General features: G+C 62.5%; 5 protein-coding genes. 3 read left to right on the forward strand and 2 right to left on the reverse strand.

All coding sequences use genetic code 11. From position 1 onward, the window contains the following. Window positions 1-115: 115 nt before the first annotated feature. Window positions 116-1,321, forward strand: a complete 1,206-nt coding sequence (locus M5G11_RS18250) for an RtcB family protein (protein ID WP_273912076.1) — start codon at window positions 116-118, stop codon at window positions 1,319-1,321. 21 nt (window positions 1,322-1,342) lie between these two features. Here the strand turns inward: M5G11_RS18250 and M5G11_RS27760 are convergent, their stop codons facing one another. Together M5G11_RS27760 and M5G11_RS18260 are read right to left on the reverse strand one after the other, a co-directional pair. After that, entirely contained in the window at window positions 1,343-3,469 is a 2,127-nt protein-coding gene (locus tag M5G11_RS27760; RefSeq protein WP_273912075.1) for a methyl-accepting chemotaxis protein, read from the reverse strand. Between the two features lie 71 nt (window positions 3,470-3,540). Then, window positions 3,541-4,887 (reverse strand): APC family permease, encoded by a 1,347-nt coding sequence (locus tag M5G11_RS18260; protein WP_273912074.1) that lies wholly within the window; start codon window positions 4,885-4,887, stop codon window positions 3,541-3,543. A 517-nt stretch (window positions 4,888-5,404) separates the two neighbouring features. Between M5G11_RS18260 and M5G11_RS18265 the strand changes: the two genes are divergently transcribed. Both M5G11_RS18265 and M5G11_RS18270 read left to right on the forward strand, forming a co-directional pair. Beyond that, entirely contained in the window at window positions 5,405-7,123 is a 1,719-nt protein-coding gene (locus tag M5G11_RS18265) for a ShlB/FhaC/HecB family hemolysin secretion/activation protein (RefSeq protein ID WP_273912073.1), read from the forward strand. A gap of 28 nt (window positions 7,124-7,151) precedes the next feature. Beyond that, a partial coding sequence (locus M5G11_RS18270; RefSeq protein WP_273925333.1) for a two-partner secretion domain-containing protein occupies window positions 7,152-22,858 on the forward strand: 15,707 nt, incomplete at its 3' end.

Below are 22,858 nucleotides of genomic sequence, written 5' to 3' on the forward strand. Positions count from 1 at the left end.
CGCCTGCGTTGCAGGCGAGCGCAGCCTTACGGCAGCGGCTACATGGGCGCGGCGTTGCGTGTGCTGCGATCGACCGTGAAACGGTCACAGTATTAGCACTCATTGAGAACCTGCCATGAACCTCCTCGAAGTCGCCAACGGCAAACCGATCAAGCTCTGGACCGACGGCGTCCCCGTGGAAGACCAGGCCCGCCAGCAACTGATCAACACCGCCCGCCTGCCGTTCATCTTCAAACACCTTGCGGTCATGCCGGACGTGCACCTGGGCAAAGGCTCGACCATCGGCAGCGTCATCCCCACCCTGGGTGCCATCATCCCGGCCGCCGTCGGTGTGGACATCGGCTGCGGGATGATCGCCGCGCGCACCTCGCTCAACGCCGCCGACCTGCCGGACAACCTGCATGGCCTGCGCAGCGCCATCGAAAAAGCCGTACCCCACGGCAAGACCTTCGGCCGCCACGACCAAGGCGCCTGGACCAGCGTGCCGCACAACGCCGACCACGCCTGGCGAGCCCTGGCTGGCCGCTTCAAGGCCATCACCGAGAAACACCCAAGGCTGGAAAAAACCAACAACCGCCAGCACCTCGGCACCCTTGGCAGCGGCAACCATTTCATCGAGGTCTGCCTGGACGAAGCCAACCGCGTCTGGTTCATGCTGCACAGCGGCTCACGCGGGGTGGGCAACGCCATCGGCAACCTGTTCATCGAACTGGCCAAGGCCGATATGCGCCAGCACATCGCCAATCTGCCCGACCAGGACCTGGCCTACTTCGAGGAGGGCAGCCGGCATTTCGATGACTACGTCGAGGCTGTCGAGTGGGCGCAAGACTTCGCCCGGCAGAACCGCGCATTGATGATGCAGGCGGTGATCGCCGCCGCTCGCCAGGTCATCCGCAAACCCTTCGAGGCCAACCTTGAAGCAGTGAACTGCCACCACAACTATGTGCAGCGCGAGCGGCACTTTGGCCAGGACATCCTGGTCACGCGCAAGGGCGCGGTGTCGGCACAGAAGGGCGAGCTGGGGATCATCCCGGGTTCGATGGGGGTGAAGAGCTTCATCGTCCGTGGCCTGGGCAACGAACAGTCGTTCTGCTCCTGCAGCCATGGCGCGGGCCGGGTGATGAGCCGCACCCAGGCGAAGAAAACCTTCACCCTCGCCGATCAGTTGCGCGCCACCGCCCACGTCGAATGCCGCAAGGACAAGGACGTGATCGACGAGATCCCCATGGCCTACAAGGACATCGACGCAGTGATGGCCGCCCAGCGCGAACTGGTGGAAGTGGTCCACACGCTGCGCCAGGTGGTGTGCGTCAAAGGCTGACGCGCACCGCTGGCGCACGGCTTACACGCGAAACTGCTCCATCAGCCCCTGCTGATGGTTGGCCAGGCGGTTCAGCGCCTGGCTGATCTGCGCCGACTCATCGGCCTGCGAAGACAGCGACTCGGTGACGTCACGAATGCTCGCCACGTTGCGGTTCACTTCCTCGGCCACGGCGCTTTGCTCTTCAGCCGCCGAGGCGATTTGCAGGTTCATGTCGGTGATCACCGCGACCGCTTCGCTGATCCGCTGCAACGCCGGCACGGCCTGTTCTGCCCGCTCGACACTGCCTTGCGCCTGGCGATGGCTGCTGTGCATCGAGCCCACCACATCGCGGGTGCCCTGTTGCAGGCCTTCGATCACCTGGCGAATTTCTTCCACGGAATCCTGCGTGCGCTTGGCCAGGTTGCGCACCTCATCGGCGACCACGGCAAAGCCGCGTCCGGCTTCCCCCGCGCGCGCCGCCTCGATGGCGGCGTTGAGGGCCAGCAGGTTGGTTTGCTCGGCGATGGCGCGGATCACTTCAAGCACCGAACCGATCTGGTCGCTGCGGCTGGCCAGTTGCTGGACTTCCTCCATGCCCGCCGACATCTCGCAGGCCAGCTGCTCGATGGCGCGGGTGGTGTGGTGGATCATCTCGATGCCTTCGCGAGTCGCCAGGTCAGCGCCGCGTGCGGCCTCTGCGGCGAGTGCGGCGTTGCGGGCGACGTCCTGGGCGGTCGCGCTCATCTCGTGCGAGGCGGTCGCCACCTGATCCACTTCACGGTACTGCTGGTGCATGCCGGCGCTGGTCTGGCTGGCGATGGCGGCGGATTGATCGGCAGTGCCACGGGCATCGCGCACCGAGGCTTTGACATCGGCAATCACCGGTTGCAGCTTGTCGAGGAAGCGGTTGAACCAGCCTGTCAGCTCGCCCAGTTCATCTTCACGGGCGTAGTCCAGGCGACGGGTCAGGTCGCCTTCGCCGCTGGCGATATCCTTGAGGCGATGGGCCACCTCAAGGATCGGCCGCGTCACGCCGCGGGCCATCAGCCAGATCACCAGCAGGCCAACCACGGCGGCCGCCAGGCCCATCAACAAGCTGCTGAGGTTGGCCGTGCTGTTGTGTGCGTCCAGTTGCGTATTGAGCTCGATGGCGGGTGCCTGCAAGACCTGGTCGGGCACTTCCAGCAGCACGTTCCAGGGCTGTGCACCCGGCACCGGAGCGAACGACTGCAACACCTGCAGGTTGCCGTTCTCATTGAACTCGGCCGCCTTGCCGGTGCGCATCTGCGCAGTCAATGCACTGGCATGTGCGCCGAACACCTCGGCGAGCTTCTTGCTCAGTTGCTTGGCATCCTGGCTGTGCCCGGCGAGCAGGCCGGCCGGGCTGATGATGCTGACCTGGCCATTGCCATCGAACAGTTCCTGGCGGCCTTCCAGGCTCAGTTGCTGGAGGTTGTCGAGGCTGATATCCAGCCCCATCACGCCGACGATCTTGCCGTTGTGCTTGAGCGGGAAGGCAATGCTGGTCATCAGCGGCGAGCGCTCGCCAACGGTGTCGAAGTACGGGTCCACCACACAGGCTTCGCCGGTTTCCAGCGGGCAGGTGAGCCAGCGGTTGTAGGCCGAGCCGTTGGCCGACAGGCTGGTGTCGGCGAGCATCGACTCGGGCATTGCCTCGGACTCCAGCTCGCCGGCATTGGGCTGCGACCAGTACAGGGAATAGCGCCCGATTTCATTGCTGCCCACCGCCGCGTTATCGACGAAGTCGGCGTCTTTGCCATCCAGCGCGTTGGGCAGGAACACCAGGTACAGGCCGAGCAGGTCCGGGTTTTCGCCCAGTGCCAGCTTGGCCTGCTGGGTCAGCGCTGCACGCAGGTCCGTCGGCCCTTGCGCCTTGATGTACATCAGCTGGCGCGACACGCCGTTGCCGTACAGGTAGGCATCCATGAAGTAGCGCTGGATGCGTGCGGCCTGCAATTCGGCGTGGGTGTGCAGGCGCAGGCGCGCACTTTTGTCGAGCATCTGCGTATTGGCGCTGTTGACCAGCGCGGCGCTGCGACCGGACTGGAACAGCGCAGCCCCCACCAGCAATGCCACGATGGCCAGCAGGCAGAAGCCGGCGAGCAGGGTGATCTTCCATTGGATGAGGAGGCGACGGAACAACATGCAGACGTCCTTGTTCAAGGGTGTTGAAAAACAAAAGGCCCATCGAAGTCGACGGGCCTTGGCGTTACGCGTTACTCGGCAATGAAACTGGGCGGGGCGACCTTGAAGGCCTTGGTCAGGTACGCCAGGTACAAGACGCCGATCACGGCCCACACGCCGCCGAACAGCAGCGAGTGTTCATCCAGGTCCAGCCACAGCACGGCGATGATGCAGAAGCCGATGGTGGGGGTGACCAGGTACTTGAGCTTGTCGGCCAGGGTCTTGCTGCGCCCTTCGCGCAGGTAGCAGTGCACGATTACCGACAGGTTGACGAAGCTGAACGCCACCAGCGCGCCGAAGTTGATCACCGAGGTGGCGGTGACCAGGTCGAAGAAGATCGCCGACAGCGAGATCAGCCCGACGATGCCGATGTTCAGCACCGGGGTTTTCCATTTGGCATGCAAGTGGCCAAACACCCGTGGCGAGATCACCCGGTCGCGGCCCATCACGTACAGCAGGCGCGACACGCTGGCTTGCGAGGCCAGGCCCGAGGCCAGGGTATTGATGAATGTGCAGCAGATGAAGATCGACTGGAACAGCTTGCCGCCGACGTACAGGGCGATTTCCGGCAGGGCGGCTTCGTGGTCCTGGAAGCGGTCCATGTTCGGGAAGTACGACTGCACGAAATACGACACCACGATGAACACCAGGCCGGCGATCAGCGCGATCAGGAAGATTGCCCGCGGGATCACCTTTTCGGCGTTCTCGGTCTCTTCCGACAGCGTGGTCACGGCATCGAAGCCCAGGAACGAGAAGCACAGGATGGTTGCGCCGGCGACCAGGGCGTTGAAGTGGGTGTCTTCGTTGGCGAACGGCAGCAGGCTCCATGTGGTGCCCAGGCCTTCGCCGCTGTGCAGGCCACGCACCGTGAGGTAGATGAACACGCCGATGATCAGGGCCTGGATGCCCACGAACAGGGTGTTGAAGTTGGCGACCAGGTTGATGCTGCGCATGTTGATCAGGCTCATGATCGTCACGAAGCCGACCACCCAGGCCCAGGCGGGCACTTCGGGGAACAGCACGGACAGATAGAGCTTGGCCAGCAGGGCGTTGACCATCGGCAGCAGCAGGTAGTCGAGCAGTGACGACCAGCCGACCAGGAAGCCGACATGCGGGTTGATCGCGCGGCGGGTGTAGGTGTAGGCCGAGCCGGACTCCGGGAAGCGGCGCACCAGCACGCCGTAGCTCACGGCGGTGAACAGGATGCCGAGCAGGGCGAGCACATAGGCGCTGGGGACGTGGCCACTGGTGATGCCGGAGACGATGCCGAAGGTGTCGAACACGGTCATGGGCGCGATATAGGCCAGGCCGATGATCACCACGTGCCAGAGTTTCAGGGTTTTGCGAAATTGGGGTGCAGCGGTGTCGTTACTGGGCATGCTGGCCGCGCTCCTGGATGACGAGGGCGCGATTGGGCTGGTGGAGTGAAGCGACGAGAACGGGTCCTTTGTTCTGCTGGTGAGGTGCACGCGTAGAGACTGGCATAAGGATGGTGCTTGCCCGTGTGTGTTGAACATTGTTTTTTTTAGGGGGTGCCGCGGGGGGGAATAGAAAACGATGTGGGGGAGGGGTGTCAATTAAATTCTTACAGAGTGTTTCGCGGTGATGGCGATGTGATGACAGGTAAATAGCTAGTTTTGTGAGGGTTTTACCGGTTTTTGACGAAAGTCATGTTTTGCAGGTTGTTGAAAAAAATCAACGTTTCCCGGGTTGCGGGGCATGTGTGGCGACGAAAGTTTTTTTGGCGCTGGACGGTCGGCTCTTAGTCGGCTGGCGGAGTCATGAATTACAAACGTTCCCAACTACATTGAATTGATGTTTCAAGAGAATGCGGCGCGTTGGCAAGCCATTTGAGTGATGTTAGTTTGCCATCAATTTTTTTCAGACGACTGAAACATGCGTTTTACATTGCCACGCAGTGGTTTGTTTTACTGTGCGCTGCTGCTCGGTATCACTGTTCAAAACGACGTCTGTGCTGCCCCCTTTGATAACCCTGCTTCTCAGAACCTGATCCGGGACCGCCAGGACCTGCTCCTGGAAGAGCAGCGCAAACGCCTGGACGAACTGCGCAACCTTCCCGGCGCGCAAGCGGCCCCGGTCGTGCCCCCGGCAGCAGACGATACCCGCTGCTTTCAGATCGACAGCATTGAGATGAAGGGCGCGGACAGCCTCACTTCGGCTGAGCGCGAGCGCCTGTCCCGCCCGTATGTAGGCCAATGCCTGGGTGTACAGCAGCTCAATGGCGTGCTCAAAGTCATCACGGACAACTACCTGGGCCGGGGCCTGGTCACCAGTCGCGCCTATTTGCCCCAGCAGGACTTGTCTAGCCGGCACCTGGAGATACAGGTGGTGGAAGGCCGTCTGGAAGGCCTCAGTGGTGACGCCGACAGCGGCGTAACCCAGCGCGAGTTGGCCATGACCTTTCCCGGTAGCGTCGGTGAGACGCTCAACCTGCGAGACATCGAGCAGATGGTCGACCAGCTCAACCGCTTGCCTTCCAACCGGGCGCAGATGGCGTTGACCCCTGGTAGCGCTGTCGGTGGCAGCACTGTGCTGGTCAAGAATGATCCGCAAAAGCCCTGGCGGGCGAGCCTTTTGCGCAACAACGAAGGGCAGAAGTCCACCGGTGAACAGCAGTGGGGCGCCAACCTGGAGTGGGACAACCCGCTGGGCCTGGCCGATCAACTGATGCTGCGCAGCGGCCGTGATGCGCTCAGTGACCATCAACGCACCTCCCACAACGAGATGCTCTATTACAACCTGCCCTGGGGCTGGTGGAACCTCAGCTACCACTACAGCCAGAGCGAGTACCGCTCCCAGGCCCAGGCCAACGGTTTCAACTTCAAGCAGAGCGGTGATACGCAAAACCACCAACTGCGTATCGAGCGGGTGGTCCATCGTGATGCGGTGAGCAAGACCTCCTTGAGCACCGGCCTGGCTTACCTGCGGACCAACAACTACATCGAAGACAGCAAGCTGGCCCTGAGCAGTAACCGCTTGAGCGAATCGCAGTTCGGCATCAACCACGGGCGCCGTATTGGCAGTGCATTCGTCAACCTTGACCTGGGCATGCAGAACGGAATCGGAGCCTTCGATGCGCAAGGCAGTCACGATGTGAAGCCCGGCCAGCCCGACGCCGGATACCGAAAATACACGGCCACCCTGAGTTACCTGCAGCCGTTCACGTTGTGGGGTGAATCGCTGACGTTCAGCAGCCTGATGACCGGCCAGCGCAGCGAAGACCCATTGTTCAGCCCGCAGCGCCTGAGCCTGGGTGGCCTGTCATCGGTGCGTGGCTACAAGGACCAGTCGCTGGCCGGTGACAGTGGTGGCTACTGGCGCAATGACCTGCGCTGGAGTCGCCCGGTAACCCTGCCTTGGTTGCAACCGGTGCTGGCCGAGTACGGCGCCAGCGTCGGCTATGACCAGGGCGTGATTCGTGGCGATCGCTACAACCTTGACCAGCACGGCCGCGTCTCCAGCAACTCCCTGGAGTTGTTCGCCCGGGGCAAGCACGTCAACGCCAGCGTGACGTTTGCCCATTCCCTGGAACGGCCCGACGCAATTGCCAGGGGTGAAAGCCCGATTTATTTGCGCATGGAATTCCTTCTTTAAATTGCCACCGCTGCAATGAGACTTCGACATGGATGTTCGTCAGTTCGCCTTTCTAGCCCGACAACCTTCGGCAGCCCTGCTGCTGCGTGAGCGCTTTTGGGGAATGCCCAAGCGCGGGTTGGCGCTGATCCTGGCCAATGCCATGTTCTGGCAGCCGCTGTGGGCCCAGGCCGACAGCATCGTGGTCAGCGCGCCGGGCACCAGCCTTGGCCAGGCGGGCAATGGCGTGCCAATCGTCAACATTGCCGCGCCCAATGCCAACGGTTTGTCGCATAACCAGTTCAAGGACTACAACGTCGCGGCACAAGGCCTGATCCTCAACAACGCCACGGCGCGGACCCAGGACACCCAGCTGGGCGGGATCATCGTCGGCAACCCCAACCTGCATGGCCAGGCGGCCAACATCATCCTCAACGAAGTCAACGGTGGTAGCCCCAGCCAGCTGCGTGGCTATACCGAGGTGGCAGGGCAGTCGGCCCATGTGATCGTCGCCAACCCCTATGGCATCAGTTGCAATGGCTGCGGGTTCATCAACACCCCGAAAGTGACCCTGAGCACCGGCAAGGCGGTGATCGAGAATGGCCAGATCAACCGTTACCAGGTCGATCAGGGCAGCGTTGCCATCGACGGTGCCGGTTTGAACGCCAGCAATGTCGACCAGTTCGAGATCATCACCCGCGCGACAAAAATCAATGCGCAGATCCAGGCGAAAAACCTCACGGTGATTGCCGGTCGCAACGATGTGGATGCGCGTACCTTGAGCGCTACGGCGCGAGCGGCGGATGGCAGCCAGGCACCGGAGCTGGCCATCGACTCGTCGGCCTTGGGCGGCATGTACGTGGGGGCGATCAAGCTGGTCGGTACCGAGGCCGGCGTCGGCGTGAGGCTGGCCGGGGACATGCTGGCCGGCGGTGATATCCAGATCGATGCCAGCGGCAATGTCAGCCTGGGCCAAGCCTCCGCAGGGAGCGCGATAACCATCAAGGCCGCCAGCCTCGACGCGCAGAGCGCCGTGTATGCCGGCACCGAGCTGGCGGTCAAGACGCAAGGCGCACTGTCCAATCGACAAACCCTCGCAGCCCGGGACAGCATTGCCCTGGACAGTGGCGGCCAACTGAGCAACAGCGGGATCATCGAAGCAGGCGTCAATGCCGACAAAAGCCGCAACGCCAATGGCGATGTGCGCTTGTCGGCGCAGGCCATCGACAACAGTGGCAAGACCGTCATCGCCAGCCGCGATTTGACGATCACCAGCACACAACTGACGAACCAGGGCGGCACCTTGAGCGGCCAGCGCCAGGTACAGGTGAATGCCACGCACCTGGATAACCAGAACCAGGGGCGGGTGCTGAGCACTGGCAACCTCGATGTGAACGCCGACCAGTTGCTCAACAGCCAGGGCGGCTTGATCACCAGCAGCGGGCAATTGACGGCAACGGTTGGCCAGTTGATCAACCGCAACGGCGAATTGTCGAGCCTTGGCCAGGCCACCTTGCAGGTGGCAACGCTGGACAACGTCGCGGGCCTGGTCTCCGCCGGGCAAGCCTTGAACCTGCTAGCGAGCGGGGCCGTCACCAACCAGGGGGGAAGGATCGCTGCACAGCACACCGTGCAATTGAAGGCAGGCTCACTGGACAACAGCCAGAAAGGCTTGCTGACCAGCCAAGGCACGCTCGGGCTCGAATTGAGTGGCACGTTGGCCAACCAGCAACAGGGGCGGATCGAATCTTCCGCTGGCGCGCGGGTCAAGGTCGGCACCTTGGACAACCAGCAGGGCGGTGTGCTCAGCAGCAGCCAGAGCCTGGAACTGAAGGCTGGCGCGGTCAACAACAGTGGCGCTGGGCTGATCGCCAGTGCCCAGGGCCTGAAGGCCAATGTGGCCAGCCTCGACCAGCATGACGGCGGGCGCCTCTACAGCAATACCGACTTGAGCCTGGACCTCAATCAGGGCCATCTGGACAACCGCAACGGGTTGATCAATGCCACGGGGCAATTGACCTTCAGCAACCTCAACAGTGTGGATAACCGACAGGGCGAAATGTCCAGTGCGCGGGCCTTTGCGGTCGCGGCACGGACTTTCGACAACAGTGCGGGCAAGTTGCTCAGTGACCAGGGGTTGGCCCTGCGGATCGCCGAGACCCTGAACAATGGCGCCGGGCTGATCAGCGCCAAGGGCCTGCAGATCAGTGTTGCCAACCTGATCAACAGTGGCGGTCGCTTGTCCAGCCAGGGCAACTTGAGCCTGGACCTCAATCGTGGGCATCTCGACAACCAGGGTGGGGTGATCAACGCGCCGGGTCAGTTGTTGTTCAGCAACCTCAACAGCGTTGATAACCGCAGTGCGGAAATTTCCAGCAGCACGGGTTTCAGCCTGCAAGCCGACAGCCTGGATAACCGCAACGGCAAGCTCTTGAGCGAGCAGTCATTGACGCTGGCCATCGCCCGGGCAATCAACAACGCCGCCGGCCGGGTGAATGCCTCATCGCTGCAGGTCGACGCCGGCAGCGTCGACAATAGCGGCGGCCAATGGGTGGCAGTGGAGGGCTTGACCCTGGGCGTTGACGCCGCACTGGTCAACCACAGCGGGGCGATCCTGGGGCGTGAGGTGCGGCTCACCACAGGCTCGCTGGATAACGCCAGCGGGCGCGTGCAGGGTGACAATTTATTGAAGGTCGACAGCGGCCACCTGAGCAACCGCAATGGCACCCTGAGCAGTCTCCAGGCCCTGGAGTTGAACGCATCCAGCCTCGACAACAGCCTCGGTAAACTGGCTAGCAACGCCGCACTGACAGCCACGATTGGCGGGCACCTGCTCAACCAGGGCGGGCTGTTCAGCGCAGGCTCGCACCTGCAATTGAGCAGTGCCGACCTGAACAACCAGGGCGGCCAGCTAAGCGCTGGCGGTACCCTGCAGGTGCGTGCCGGCTTGCTCGATAACAGCAATGGCGGGCGCATCAACGGCAAGGCCCTCAGTGCCAACGTCGCCGGTCTGGATCAGCGCAACGATGGTCGTCTCTCAAGCCAGGGCGACCTGAGCCTGGACCTCAATCGTGGTCATCTCGACAACCAGGGTGGCGTGATCAATACGCCGGGTCAGTTGCTGCTGAGCAACTTGCACAGCGTCGACAACCGTAGTGGGGAAATCTCCAGTACTACGGGTTTCACCCTGCAAGCCGACAGCCTGGACAACCGCAATGGCAAGGTCTTGAGCGAGCGCTCATTGACCCTGGCCATCGCCCAGGCCATCAACAATGCCTCCGGTCGGGTGAGTGCCTCATCGTTGCAGGTAAGCGCTGGCAGCCTCGACAACAGTGACGGTCATTTGCTGGCGCTGAACAACCTGGCCCTGGGCGTCGGTGCAACGCTGGTCAACCATCGCGGCGAAATACTGGGCCGTGCAGTGCAGCTCACGGCGGGTACGCTGGACAACACCCAAGGGCGGGTGCAGGGCGACGACCTGTTGAAGATCGACAGCGGCGCGCTGAGCAACCGAAATGGCACCCTGGCCAGTGTCCAGTCCCTTGAGCTAAGTGCGGCCAGCCTCGACAACAGCTTCGGCAAACTGACCAGCAACGCAGCGCTGACGGCCACTATTGCCGGGCACCTGCTCAACCAGAGTGGGCTGCTGAGTGCGGGCTCGAACCTGCAACTGAGCAGTGCCGACCTGAACAACCAGGGCGGTCAGCTACGGGCCGACGATACCCTGCATGTGCGTGCCGGCTTGCTGGATAACAGCAATGGCGGGCGTATCAACGCCAAGGCCCTCAGTGCCAACGTTGCCGGCCTGGATCAGCGCAATGATGGTCGTCTCTACAGCCAGGGCGACCTGAGCCTGGACCTCAACCGTGGCCACCTGAACAACCAGGGTGGGTTGATCAACGCGCCGGGCCAGTTGCTGCTGCGCAACCTCAATAGCGTCGATAACCGCAGCGGGGAAATTTCCAGCGCCACCGGCTTCAGCCTGCTTGCAGACAGTTTGGACAACACACGTGGCAAGGTCTTGAGCGAGCACGCCCTGATCCTGAAGATTGCCCAGGCGCTGGACAACACCAAGGGGCTGGTGTCTGCGAAATCCCTGGACCTGCATGCCGATAGCGTGAGCAATCAGGGGGGGCAACTCACTGCCAGCGAAGGCTTGGCAGTGCAGGTCGACGGTGCGCTGGATAACCGCACGGGCAAGATCCTTGCGCGCAGTGCTTCGGTCACTGTCGGCTCCCTGGACAATCGCCTGGGCTTGCTGCAAGGCGACACGACAACGAGCGTCAACAGCCTGGCTGCCCTGGATAACCGCCAGGGCACGCTGTTTGCTGGCCAGTCGATGGATTTGGCTGCCGGCAACCTGGACAACAGCACTGGCAAGCTGACCAGTGATGGGCAACTGACCGCGCGCATTGCTGGGCAATTGCTCAACCAGACGGGATTGTTTGCAGCGGGCGGCAACCTGTACCTGAGCGCAAGCAGTGTCGACAACAGCAGCAAGGGCAGCCTCTACGCCAAGACGCATCTGCAACTGGCTGTAACTGGCAACGTGAACAATGCGCAAGGCAGCGTCAACAGTGACGGTACGCTGCGTCTGGTTGCGGGCGAGGTGAACAACAGCACCGGTGGACGGCTTACCAGCCGGCAGCAGCTTGATGCATCCGTTACCGGCCTTGACCAACAAGCTGACGGTCGCCTTTACAGCCAGGCGGGTGTGAGCCTGGACCTGAACCATGGCCACCTGAACAACCAAGGGGGCGTGATCCATGCCCCCGGTGCGCTGCTGCTGAGCAACCTCGCCAGTGTGGACAACCAGGGCGGGGAAATCTCCAGCACCCAGGCGCTGACGTTTGCAGCCCAAAGCCTGGATAACCGCGGCGGCAGCCTGCTCAGTGAGCAAGGCTTGGTGGTGCGCATTGCCAAGGCGCTGAACAATACCAAGGGCCTGGTCTCCGCTACCGGGCTGGATTTGCGGGCCGATGGCCTGGTGAATACCGAGGGCTCCCTGAAGATTAGAGACGGCCTTGCGGCACACGTCACTACGTCGCTGGACAACCACCAGGGTGAAATCCTTGGTGCCAACGTCAGCCTTTCCGGGGCGTCGCTGGATAACAGCCATGGCCTGATCCAGGGCGACAAATCGCTCACCCTCAATTACCTGGACGCAGTGACCAACCGCACTGGGCGTCTGGTCACCGGCCAGGCCTTGGACCTGAACGCGGCCAGCCTCGATAACACCCAGGGCAAGCTGACCAGCGACGGCACCTTGAACGCGTTGATCAGCGGCCAGTTGCTCAACCAGGCCGGGCTGTTTGCTGCCAGCGCCCAGTTGCACTTGACGGCTGCCAGCCTGGACAACCAGGCCAAGGGGCGTATCAGCGGCAAGAGCGACCTGAACCTGACCATTGGCCAATTCGACAACCGTGGTGGCAGTGTTGTGGCGGTGGGGCAGTTGCAGGTCAAGGGTACGGCATTGGATAACCGTGCCGGCGGCCTGCTCAATTCGGGCAAGGTCATGACCCTGGCAGTGGACACGCTGGACAACCGTGCCGGGGAGGTTTCCAGCGTCACCGACCTGAGCCTCGGCGGGAGTCAGCTCGACAACAGCCAAGGGGGCCGCTTGCTGGCCAACGGCGATATGCAGTTGACCCTGGAGCGCCTGAACAACCGGCTCAAAGGCATCATCAGTGGGCAGCAAGCGATCAACCTGAGCGCGGCGCTTGTGGACAACAGTGGCCAGGGCAGTGTGTTCGCCAAAGGCAGTCTGTCCATGGCCTTGAGCGGTCACCTGGACAACCAGCGAGGCGCACTGCGCAGCAATGCTGGCTTGACCTTGAGCAGTGCCAGCGTCGACAACCACGGCGGGGAAATCATCGGCGACGGTGCCGTGCAGGTCACCACTGGCACCCTGAACAACCAGCAAGGTGGTCGGCTCACCAGTGCCGCCAGCCTGAAGCTGGTGGCGGGGCAGGTGGACAACCGGGACGCTGGCCGCATCGCCAGCAACCAACTCCTCAGCGCCAGTGTCACGGGCCTCGACCAACGCGGTGGCGGTGAGTTGTACAGCACTAGCGCGCTGACCTTGAACATGAACAAGGGCCATCTGAACAACACCGCTGGCCTGATCAACGCACCTGGCCCGCTGGTGTTCGAGAACCTATCGAGCGTGCTCAACCAGGGCGGCGAGATTTCCAGCAAGCAAGCTTTTGCCCTGAACGCGCAAAGCCTGGACAACAGCGGCGGCAAGTTGCTGAGTGGGCAGGTACTGACCCTCAAGATCGATCAGGCGCTGCTCAACATCAAAGGCAAGATTTCGGCCGCCGGGCTTGGCGTTCAAGCTGCAAGCCTGGACAACAGCGCGGGGATATTCAGCAGTTCGAAAGACTTGTCGCTGAGCCTGATCGGGGAGCTGCTCAACGCGGATGGCAACGTTTCCAGCGCTGGCGCCAGCGTGGTCAATGCCATGACCCTGAACAACCGCAACGGCCAGGTCATGGCTGACATCAGCCTCGACCTGACTACCCAGGGAGCACTGGCCAACCAGGGCGGTACCCTGGGTGCCGGCCAGCGCTTGCAGGTGACATCGGCCAGCCTGGACAACAGCCAGGCTGGCAGCCTGGTAAGCGATGGCGACGTGACCGTAAAGGTCGCGGGCCTACTGGATAACCAGGCCAAGGGCAGTGTCTTGGGCAAAGGCGTCATGGACATCCAGGCGGCGACGCTGGACAACCGCGAGGGGCGTTTGTCCGGGCAAAACCTGTTGACCGTGCGCGGTGACAGCCTGGACAACCGCAGCGGTGTGATCCGCGCCAATCAGAATGTAAACCTGCGCCTTGGCCAGTTGGACAACCGTCAGGGTTTGCTCAGCAGCAAGCAGGGGTTGGAGATTGCTGGGCAACAGGTGCACAACCAGGGCGGCTTGATCAGCGCTGCCGGGCCGCTGCGCCTGACACTCGATGGCGTCAATAACGCCAAGGGCCGTATCGCCAGCCAGGCTGACCTGAACGCCACCATCGGTGCCTTGAACCAGCAAGGCGGCGAACTGGTTGCCCAAGGTGATCTGACCCTGGCTGGCGGCACCCTCGACAACCGTGATGGCGGTCGGGTAGGGGCCACAAAAGCGCTGAAACTCAAGGTTGACGATGTCGACAACCGTCTCGGCGAAATCTCCAGCCAGGCAGACGCCGAGCTCAACGGCCAGCGCTTGGACAACAGCGGCGGCAAGCTGCTCGCCGGGGTTGCCTTGCAAGTGGCCGTGGCCAATGTGATCAACCAGGCCAAGGGCCTGGTGTTCGCCCAGAATGTCCGCTTCACCGGTACCACGCTGAACAATGCCCAAGGCACCTTCGCCGGCCAGCACTCACTGGCCCTGCAATTGTCACAAGGGCTGGACAACCGCCACGGCAAGATCAGCAGCGAAGGCACCTTGAAGCTGGTCGGCCAGCGTATCGACAACAGTGCAGGGAGAGTTTCCAGCGCCGGCCAACTGGACATCACCAGCAGCGCAGAACTGCTCAACCTGGGCGGCCTGGTTGAAACCGCAAACACCCTCAACCTGACCAGCGCCAGCCTCGACAACAGCCAGCAGGGCCTGCTCAAAAGCCAGGGTGGCGCAACGCTCACTACCGGCCTGTTCAACAACACGCTGGGTGGCCAGTTGGTCAGTGCCGACAGCCTCGACCTCACCGCCACCCAGGTCAGCAACGGCGGGCGTATCTCCAGCGCGGCAACGTTGACCGCCAACCTCACCGGCCTCAACCAGCAGGGCGGCGAGCTGTTCAGCAATACGCAGTTGAACCTCGACCTGAACCAGGGCGACTTGAGCAACGCCGGCTTGATCAACGCACCGCTCCTGGTGCTGAAAAACCTTGGCAAGGTCACCAACCACAGTGGCGAAATATCCAGCCAGAATGCCTTCACCCTGGCCGCTCGCAGCCTCGATAACAGCAGCGGCAAGCTGATCAGCAACCAGGCCCTGACCCTGCGCATTGACCAGGCCCTGGCCAACGTCAAAGGCCGTATCAGCGCCGCCAGCCTCACTAGCCGTAGTGCCAGCCTGAACAACACTGAGGGCCTGCTCAGCAGTCGTGGCAGCCTGGATGTCGGCGCCAGCGACCTGATCGACAACCAGCGCGGCGTCCTGGCCGGTGACGGCAGCCTGCTGCTGACCAGCGCCAACCTGGATAACCGTAGCGGCGAGATCGCCGGCAAGGCTGACTTGACCGTCAATGCGCGGCGCATCGATAACCAGAAAGGCAAGTTGATCAGCACCGACACGTTGCACGCCGGGGGCGCCAGCCTGGACAACCGTGGGGGCCTGGTAGGCGCCACAAAAGCGCTGAAACTCGACATCGCAACCATCGACAACCGCGCTGGCGAACTGACCAGCAATGCCGACGTCACCCTCACGGGCCAGCGTCTGGACAACAGCGACAGCGGTCAGGTGTTTGCGGCGCAGGGCCTGCACCTGTTGGTCGATCAGGTGCTCAACCGCAACGGTGGCCAACTCAACGGCCAGCGCCTGGTGCTGCAGGGGGCGGGGCTGGATAACACCGGCGGGAAAGTCTTCAGCCAGATGCCATTGGCAATTGATCTGGTCGGTGACCTGGACAACAGCCAGGGGCTGCTCAGCAGCGAAGGTAGCCTCGACGTCAAGGCGCGCTCGCTCAACAACACCCAGGGCAGCTTGTCCAGCGCTCATGGTTTGAGTGTCGCCGTGAGCGGCACCTTGAACAACCACAGTGGTGAACTGGTCAGCGACGCTGGCGTGCTGCTGCGCAGTGCCAGCCTTGGCAACCAGCAAGGCACCATCAGCGGCAAGGGCGCCGTTGTGCTCAGCACCGGCGCACTGAACAACCACAGCGGTCGCCTCAACAGTGGCGACACCCTGGAGCTGACCGCCGGGCAGGTCAGCAACGGCGGCAGCATCGGCAGCGCCAAGGCGCTGAGCGCCAGCGTTACCGGCCTCGATCAGCAGGGCGGCAAGCTCTTCAGCAACAGTGCCCTGACCCTCAACCTGAACAACGGGCACTTGAACAACCAGGACGGCCTGATCAGCGCCGCCGGCCAGTTGCAGCTCAATAGCCTCAACACCGTCAACAACCAGAACGGCGAGATATCCAGCGCCCAGGCGTTCACCCTGACAGCGCAACGCCTGGACAACAGCCACGGCAAGCTGCTGAGCAATCAGGGCCTGACCCTGCGCATCGACCAGGCCCTGGCCAACCTCAAAGGTTTGATCGGCGCGGCCAGCCTTGATGCCCGCGCGGGGTCGCTAGACAACCGCGGCGGCACCCTGACCAGCCGGAGCGACTTGCAACTGACCAGTGATGGCCTGCTCAACAACCAGGACCAGGGGTTGATCAGTGCGACCCAGTTGCTGACGCTTCGCAGCGCCGACCTGAACAACCAGAACGGCACCCTGATTGGCACTGGCGCCATCAGCCTCAGCGCCATGGCGCTGAACAACAGCGCCGCCGGCTTGATCAACAGCCAGGGCGACCTCTCCCTGAACGCCGCCAGCCTCAGCACGGGCAACGGCGGTGAAGTGTCCGCCAAAGGCGCCATGGCGCTGAAACTGGACGCGCTGTCGCTGGCAGGCGGTCGCGTAGTGGGTGAGCAACAGGTCACGTTGGACATGCACGACGGCGAGCTGGACAACCGCAATGGCCTGATCCTCGCCAAAGGCCCGCTGACCCTCAAGGGTTTGCGTACGTTCAACAACCAGAATGGCGAACTTTCCAGCCAGCACAATCTGTCCATGACCACCGCCACCCTGGACAACAGCGGCGGCAAGCTGATCAGCAGCCAGGTATTGACCGTGAACGCGGCCAACCTGATCAACCAGAACGGTCTGCTCTCCGGTTGGCAGGGCTTGAACGTCACGGGTGGCAGCCTCGACAACCGCAACAGCGGTACTTTGTCCAGCCGCAGCGGCACGCTTGATGTTCAGCTTTCCGGCGCGCTGCTCAATGGCGGAGCCGGTGCGCTGGTCAGTAAAGACCGACTGGGCGTCACCGCTGCCAGCCTCGATAACCGCGGCGGGATTCTTTCCAGTGGCGCGGCGCAGAGCCTGGCTGTCAGCGGGGTGTTGAACAACGCTGACGGCGGCTTGATCGACAGCGGCGCGGGCCTCGACGTACAGGCTGCAACCCTGGACAACAAGGCCGGGGCGCTCAATGCGCAGAGCGCCCTGGCGGTCACCGCCACCGACCTCAACAATGCTGACGGCACGCTGGTCAGCAATGGCCGGTTGACCCTGAGCCTGCTGGGCACCCTCGACAACCGCAATGGCAAGCTGGCCAGCGCCGGCCCGCTGCTGCTGCAGCGCGCCATGCAGGTCAACAACCAGGGCGGCCAGATCGCCAGCCAGGGCCTGCTGACCCTGTTTGCCGGCGGGATCAACAACAGCCAGCGCAGCACCATCGCCGGCAAGGACCGCGTGGCGATCAACAGCACGGGCATCCTGCAAAACGATGCCGATGGTTTGATCTACAGCCAAGGGGCCGACGTGCAGGTCAAGGCCGTCGGCCTGAGCAACCGTGCAGGTGTGGTTCAAGGCCAGAGCGGCCTGGGCCTGGACGTTGGCGGCAACCTCGACAACGAGGGCGGCACACTGCTGGCGCAGACCGGCGACCTGACCGCCAAGGCCAATAGCCTGAACAACCAGGGCGGCACGCTGGTCAGCCTCAAGGGCCTGCTGGATGCCAACGTGGGTGCCCAACTGCTCAATGGCCATGGCCAGGGCAGCAAGGGTGGTGTGATGCAAGGCCAGCGCGTGAGCCTGATCGCCAACAGCATCGACAACCAGTACGGGCGTATCGCCGCCCAGACCGGCGACGCAGTGGTCAGCGCCAATGCCCTCGCCAACGCTTATGGCGGCCTGTATGCCAAAGGCCTGGTGCGGGTGACGGGTGGCGGGCTGGATAACAGCTACGGCCAGATAGCGGCGAATCGAATTGAACTGGGGCTGGGTGGGCAGCTCGGCAACCACGCGGGGATCATCGAAAGCGACACCACCCTGAACGTGCACGCCAACAGCATCGTCAACCAGAACGGCCAATTACGTGCCCTGGGCAACAGCGGCAAAAGCGACTTCCAGATCGGTGGCCTGTTCAACAACAACGCCGGTCGCCTGGAGGTGCGCAACAACGACCTGACCCTGAACTCCGCTGCATTCCAGAACCAGGGCGGCAGCCTGCTGCACAGTGGTACCGGGGCCTTTGACATCGCCACTGCGAACCTCACCAACGTGGGCGGTGCCGTGGTGACCCGTGGCGGCTTGACCCTGGCCGCAGACAGCTGGACCAACAGCAGCGTGATCCAGGCCGGGCGCCTGACCGTGAACGTCAACACCCTGAATCAGACCGCAAGCGGGCAGTTGCTGGGGGCTGAAAGCTTTGTCGGTAACGGGGTCAACTGGAGCAACGATGGCTTGCTTGCCAGCGATGCCGGTATGGCGGTGCAACTGGCGGGTAGCTACAGCGGCAGCGGCCGGCTCACCAGCCTGGGCGACATGAGCCTCAGCAGTGCCAGCCTGAACCTCAGTGAAAATGCCCGCATTGGCGGTGGCGCAACCACCCGTATCAGCAGCACTACCCTGAACAACCGGGGCCGGGTGAGTTCCGTTGGCGACCTGACGGTCGATGCGACCACCCTGAACAACTACGGTTCGCTGGGTGGCACACAGAAGGTCCGCCTGAACGCCGGCCACCTGCTCAACGAACGCGGCCTGGTCTTCAGCGGCAACGACATGACCTTGCGGGTCAACGACTTCAGCAACCGTTTTGGCGACGTCTACAGCCTGGGTGGCCTGGACATCGCGCGTGATGACAGCGGTGCTCGCAGCGCGCTGATCGAGAACATCTCCGGCACTCTGGAAAGCGCCGGCAACATGCGCTTGCTGGCGGACAGCCTGAGTAACCGTCGTGATCAATTCAGCACCGAGAAAAAAATCATCTCGGGCCATGTCAACGTCTACTCCAACGACAACTGCAAGGGCAAAGGCTGCATGCTGTACTTCAACGCCGTTGAAAAGTCCGAGGACTACATCACCGGCAGCTCCGCCAGCGCGTTCCTGAATGCCGGTGGTGACCTGACAGTTGGCAGCAAGACCTTCGACAACCTTTACAGCTCGGCGTCAGCGGCGGGCAACATCCTCATCAACACCGATGTGCTGAACAACACCGGTGCGTCCGGTGGTGAAGAGCGCCATATTTCGACGGGCATGTATACCCGTAATCGCGATCTGCACTACAGCTTCATGGACCTTCAGGCGCGGTTCAACGATAGCAACAATCCTGCATCGGCAAACTACCGTCCAGGGGACGTGACCCTGGACCAGGTCCTGGCAGTAAACGCTTTCTTCGATTTCAGCACCTACGTGGTGCCGACGTCTGGAAGTGTCATCGCTCAGGCGCTCATCCAGGCGGCGGGCTCGGTAACGGTCAACGCCACGCAGAAAATCGACAACAGTGTCATCCGTCCGAACGCCACGGATATCAACACCCCGGCGCACAATCGCAACACCAACGCCGATGTGTTTGCCTCCACCGTCAAGCCAGTGATCACGGCACAGCTGCCCCCAGACCTGGCACAGCGCCAAGTCAACCCGGTGACGTTGCCGGGCTTCAGCTTGCCCACCGGGCAGAACGGCTTGTTCCGCCTGAGCGGGCAGGGCGCCAGTACGGGCCAGGCAGCGTTGGGCAGCGCCGGCCCGCAAAGTTGGGCCCTTGGCGGCGCCAGTGTCGGCCTGGCACAGCGCCAACAGAGCCTGCCTGAAACCCAGGGCCGCACCCTCCAATTGGAAGATGTCGGGCAGTTGTCCGCCAGCGCCAGGCAGGTATCGGTGGCGGCACGTGAGGCCAGTGGAATCGCTGCCAGCGTTGGCACCATCAACGTCGCAGGCCTCGGCAATGCGGACGCAGGCACCTGGCAATCCGGGCAGGCAGTCGTGGCTGGCATTGCGCAGGTTGACGGCATCAGCGCGCAAAACCCTGCAGACGGTTCCCGACCGACGGTCGACGTTACACGACCGAACCTTGAGCTACCCGGCCTGACGCCGGCCGAGCGCGATGCGCAGATCGTGGTCACTGCGCCTTCGGGTTCGGGTACTTCCCAGCCGGCGCTGAACGTTCCGAGCCTGACCGTTGGCGGCCGGGACGTGAAAGTCACCGGCAACCAGGCGCAGGTGCCGCGCCCGGATTTGACTGTGGCGCACCTGACCACTCAAGAGCCTGAGGTCCAGGTCATCGGCAGCCAACAGCCGGTGCTGACGCCGGCCATTGTGAGTGCACCGGTTGCAGTTGCCCCGCTGCCTGCGCAAGCCGGTACCCGACCTGGCGTGGTCGTCGCCCAGCCGATTGCCGCTGCCGAACAGTCAACGCCGGTGGCGAGCCAGACCATCGATCGGGTCAAGGGCCTGCCAACCGGCAGCTTCGTGTCGCAGCCGCACAAATACCTGATCGAGACCAACCCGGTACTGACCGACCTGAAGCAGTTCATGAGTTCGGATTACCTGTTGGCCGGGCTTGGCTACAACGCGGATGAAAGCGCCAAGCGCCTGGGTGATGGCCTGTATGAGCAGCGCCTGATTCAGCAGGCAGTGCTTGAACGTACCGGCCAACGCTTTATCAACGGCCAGAACACCGACGAAAAGTTGTTCAAGTACCTGATGGACAACGCCCTGGCCAGCAAGCAGCAACTGAACCTGGCGGTGGGGGTGACCCTGACTGCGCAGCAGGTTGCAGCGCTGACCCACGATATCGTCTGGCTTGAAACCCATGAAGTGAATGGCGAGAAGGTGCTGGTGCCGGTGCTGTACCTGGCCCAGGCCGACAACCGTCTGGCGCCGAACGGCGCATTGATCGCGGGTAAGGACCTGAACCTGGTTACCGGGGAAAACCTGTTCAACGCCGGCACCCTGCGGGCTACCAACAACCTCTCGGCGATGGCTGGCAACGACCTCATCAACAGCGGCCTGATCGAAGCGGGTAACCGCCTTGACCTGTTGGCGGGCAACAACATCATCAACAAATCCAGCGGGATCATTAAGGGTCGTGACGTGACCTTGACCGCCGTTGATGGTGACGTGATCAACGAACGCACTGTAACCACCCTCGACAACAGCACCGGCAAGTCGCTGACGCGCGACTTCATCGACAGTGCTGCGCGTGTCGAGGCGGCCAACGACTTGAGCCTCAAGGCCGGGCGTGACGTGGCGAGCGTCGGCGGCGAGCTGAGCAGTGGTCGTGACACCAGCATTGCGGCTGGGCGGGATGTGCACATCAACTCGGCGGAGCAGCGCGTCAACATCGATGTGGGCAAGTTCCTGCGTTCACAAACCACCACGCAGCACGGTGCGAGCGTGGAAACCGGGCGTGACTTGAAGATCACGGCGGGTCGGGACTTCACCGCGATTGCCAGCGAGATCGACGCCAAACGTGACCTTGAAATTGCGGCGGCGGAGAACCTCACGGTGGGTTCGGCGGCGGACGAGGAGCACTCCACCAGCAAGACCCGCACGGCGAAACGCCAGGAAGACCACGTCAGCCAGGTGTCGTCGGTATTGAACGCGGGTGGGGACGTCACGCTTGTGGCCGGTAAAGACCTGGCCATGATCGCCAGCCGCATCAGCGCGGGAGATGACGCTTACCTGGTGGCGGGCGATCGACTTGGCTTGCTGGCGGCTGAAGACAGTGATTACTCGCTGTATGACATGAAGAAGAAGGGCGGTTGGGGCAAAACCCAGACCCAGCGTGATGAGGTGACGCAGGTCACCCACATCGGCAGCGAGATCAAGACGGGTGGGGACCTCACGCTCAAGAGTGGCAGTGATCAGCTGTACCAGGCGGCCAAGCTGCAGAGTGGTGAAGACCTCACGCTGGACAGCGGTGGTGATATCACCTTTGAGGCGGTCAAGGACCTGCATCAGGAGAGTCACGAGAAGAGCAGCAACAGCCTGGCGTGGACCAGTGCCAAGGGCAAGGGGCGCACGGACGAAACGCTTCGCCAGAGCGAAATCGTTGCACAGGGTGATCTGGTCATTCAGGCGGTTGGCAAGATCCAGGTCGATGTTAAACAGATCAACCAGCAGAGCGTTGCTCAGTCCATCGACGCCATGGTCAAGGCTGATCCGAAACTGGCCTGGTTGAAAGACGTCGAGGCCCAAGGCGGTGTTGATTGGCGCCAGGTCGAGGAGATTCACACTTCCTTCAAGTACTCCCATTCAGGTCTCGGTGCCGGAGCCCAGTTGGCACTTGCAATCCTGATGGCGGCATTGATGGGGCCCGTGGGGCTAGGGTTGTCTGCGGTTCCAGCTGCAGGTGCTGCAAGCCTGGCAACCACCGCAGTAAACAGTGCGGTTAGCAACAAAGGCGACTTGGGGGCGGTGCTCAAGGACACGCTGAGCAAGGAGAGCCTGAAAAGTGCCACGGTGGCGATGGTCACAGCGGGGGCGCTTGAGTATGTCGATGCCAAATGGTTCAGCGCGGCGGATGGTGCCCAGAGTGGAGCGATCAATGTAAAGGACGGGGTGGTCAGCTCTGCAAACGCGTCATCGAAGAATGTCCTGACATGGTCGAATGCCCCGGACACGTTCATTCGTGCCGGGACTCATGCGGTGATCTCGAGCGGTGTATCGACGACCATCAATGGTGGCAGCTTCGGCGACAACCTTGGTTCGGCCCTGGTTGGCCAGGCTGGCTCGATTGCCATGGCGACCGGGTTCAAGTGGATTGGTGACAACACTATCAAGTT

It is taken from the genome of Pseudomonas fontis (genome assembly GCF_028656955.1).
Classification (GTDB): Bacteria; Pseudomonadota; Gammaproteobacteria; order Pseudomonadales; family Pseudomonadaceae; genus Aquipseudomonas; species Aquipseudomonas fontis.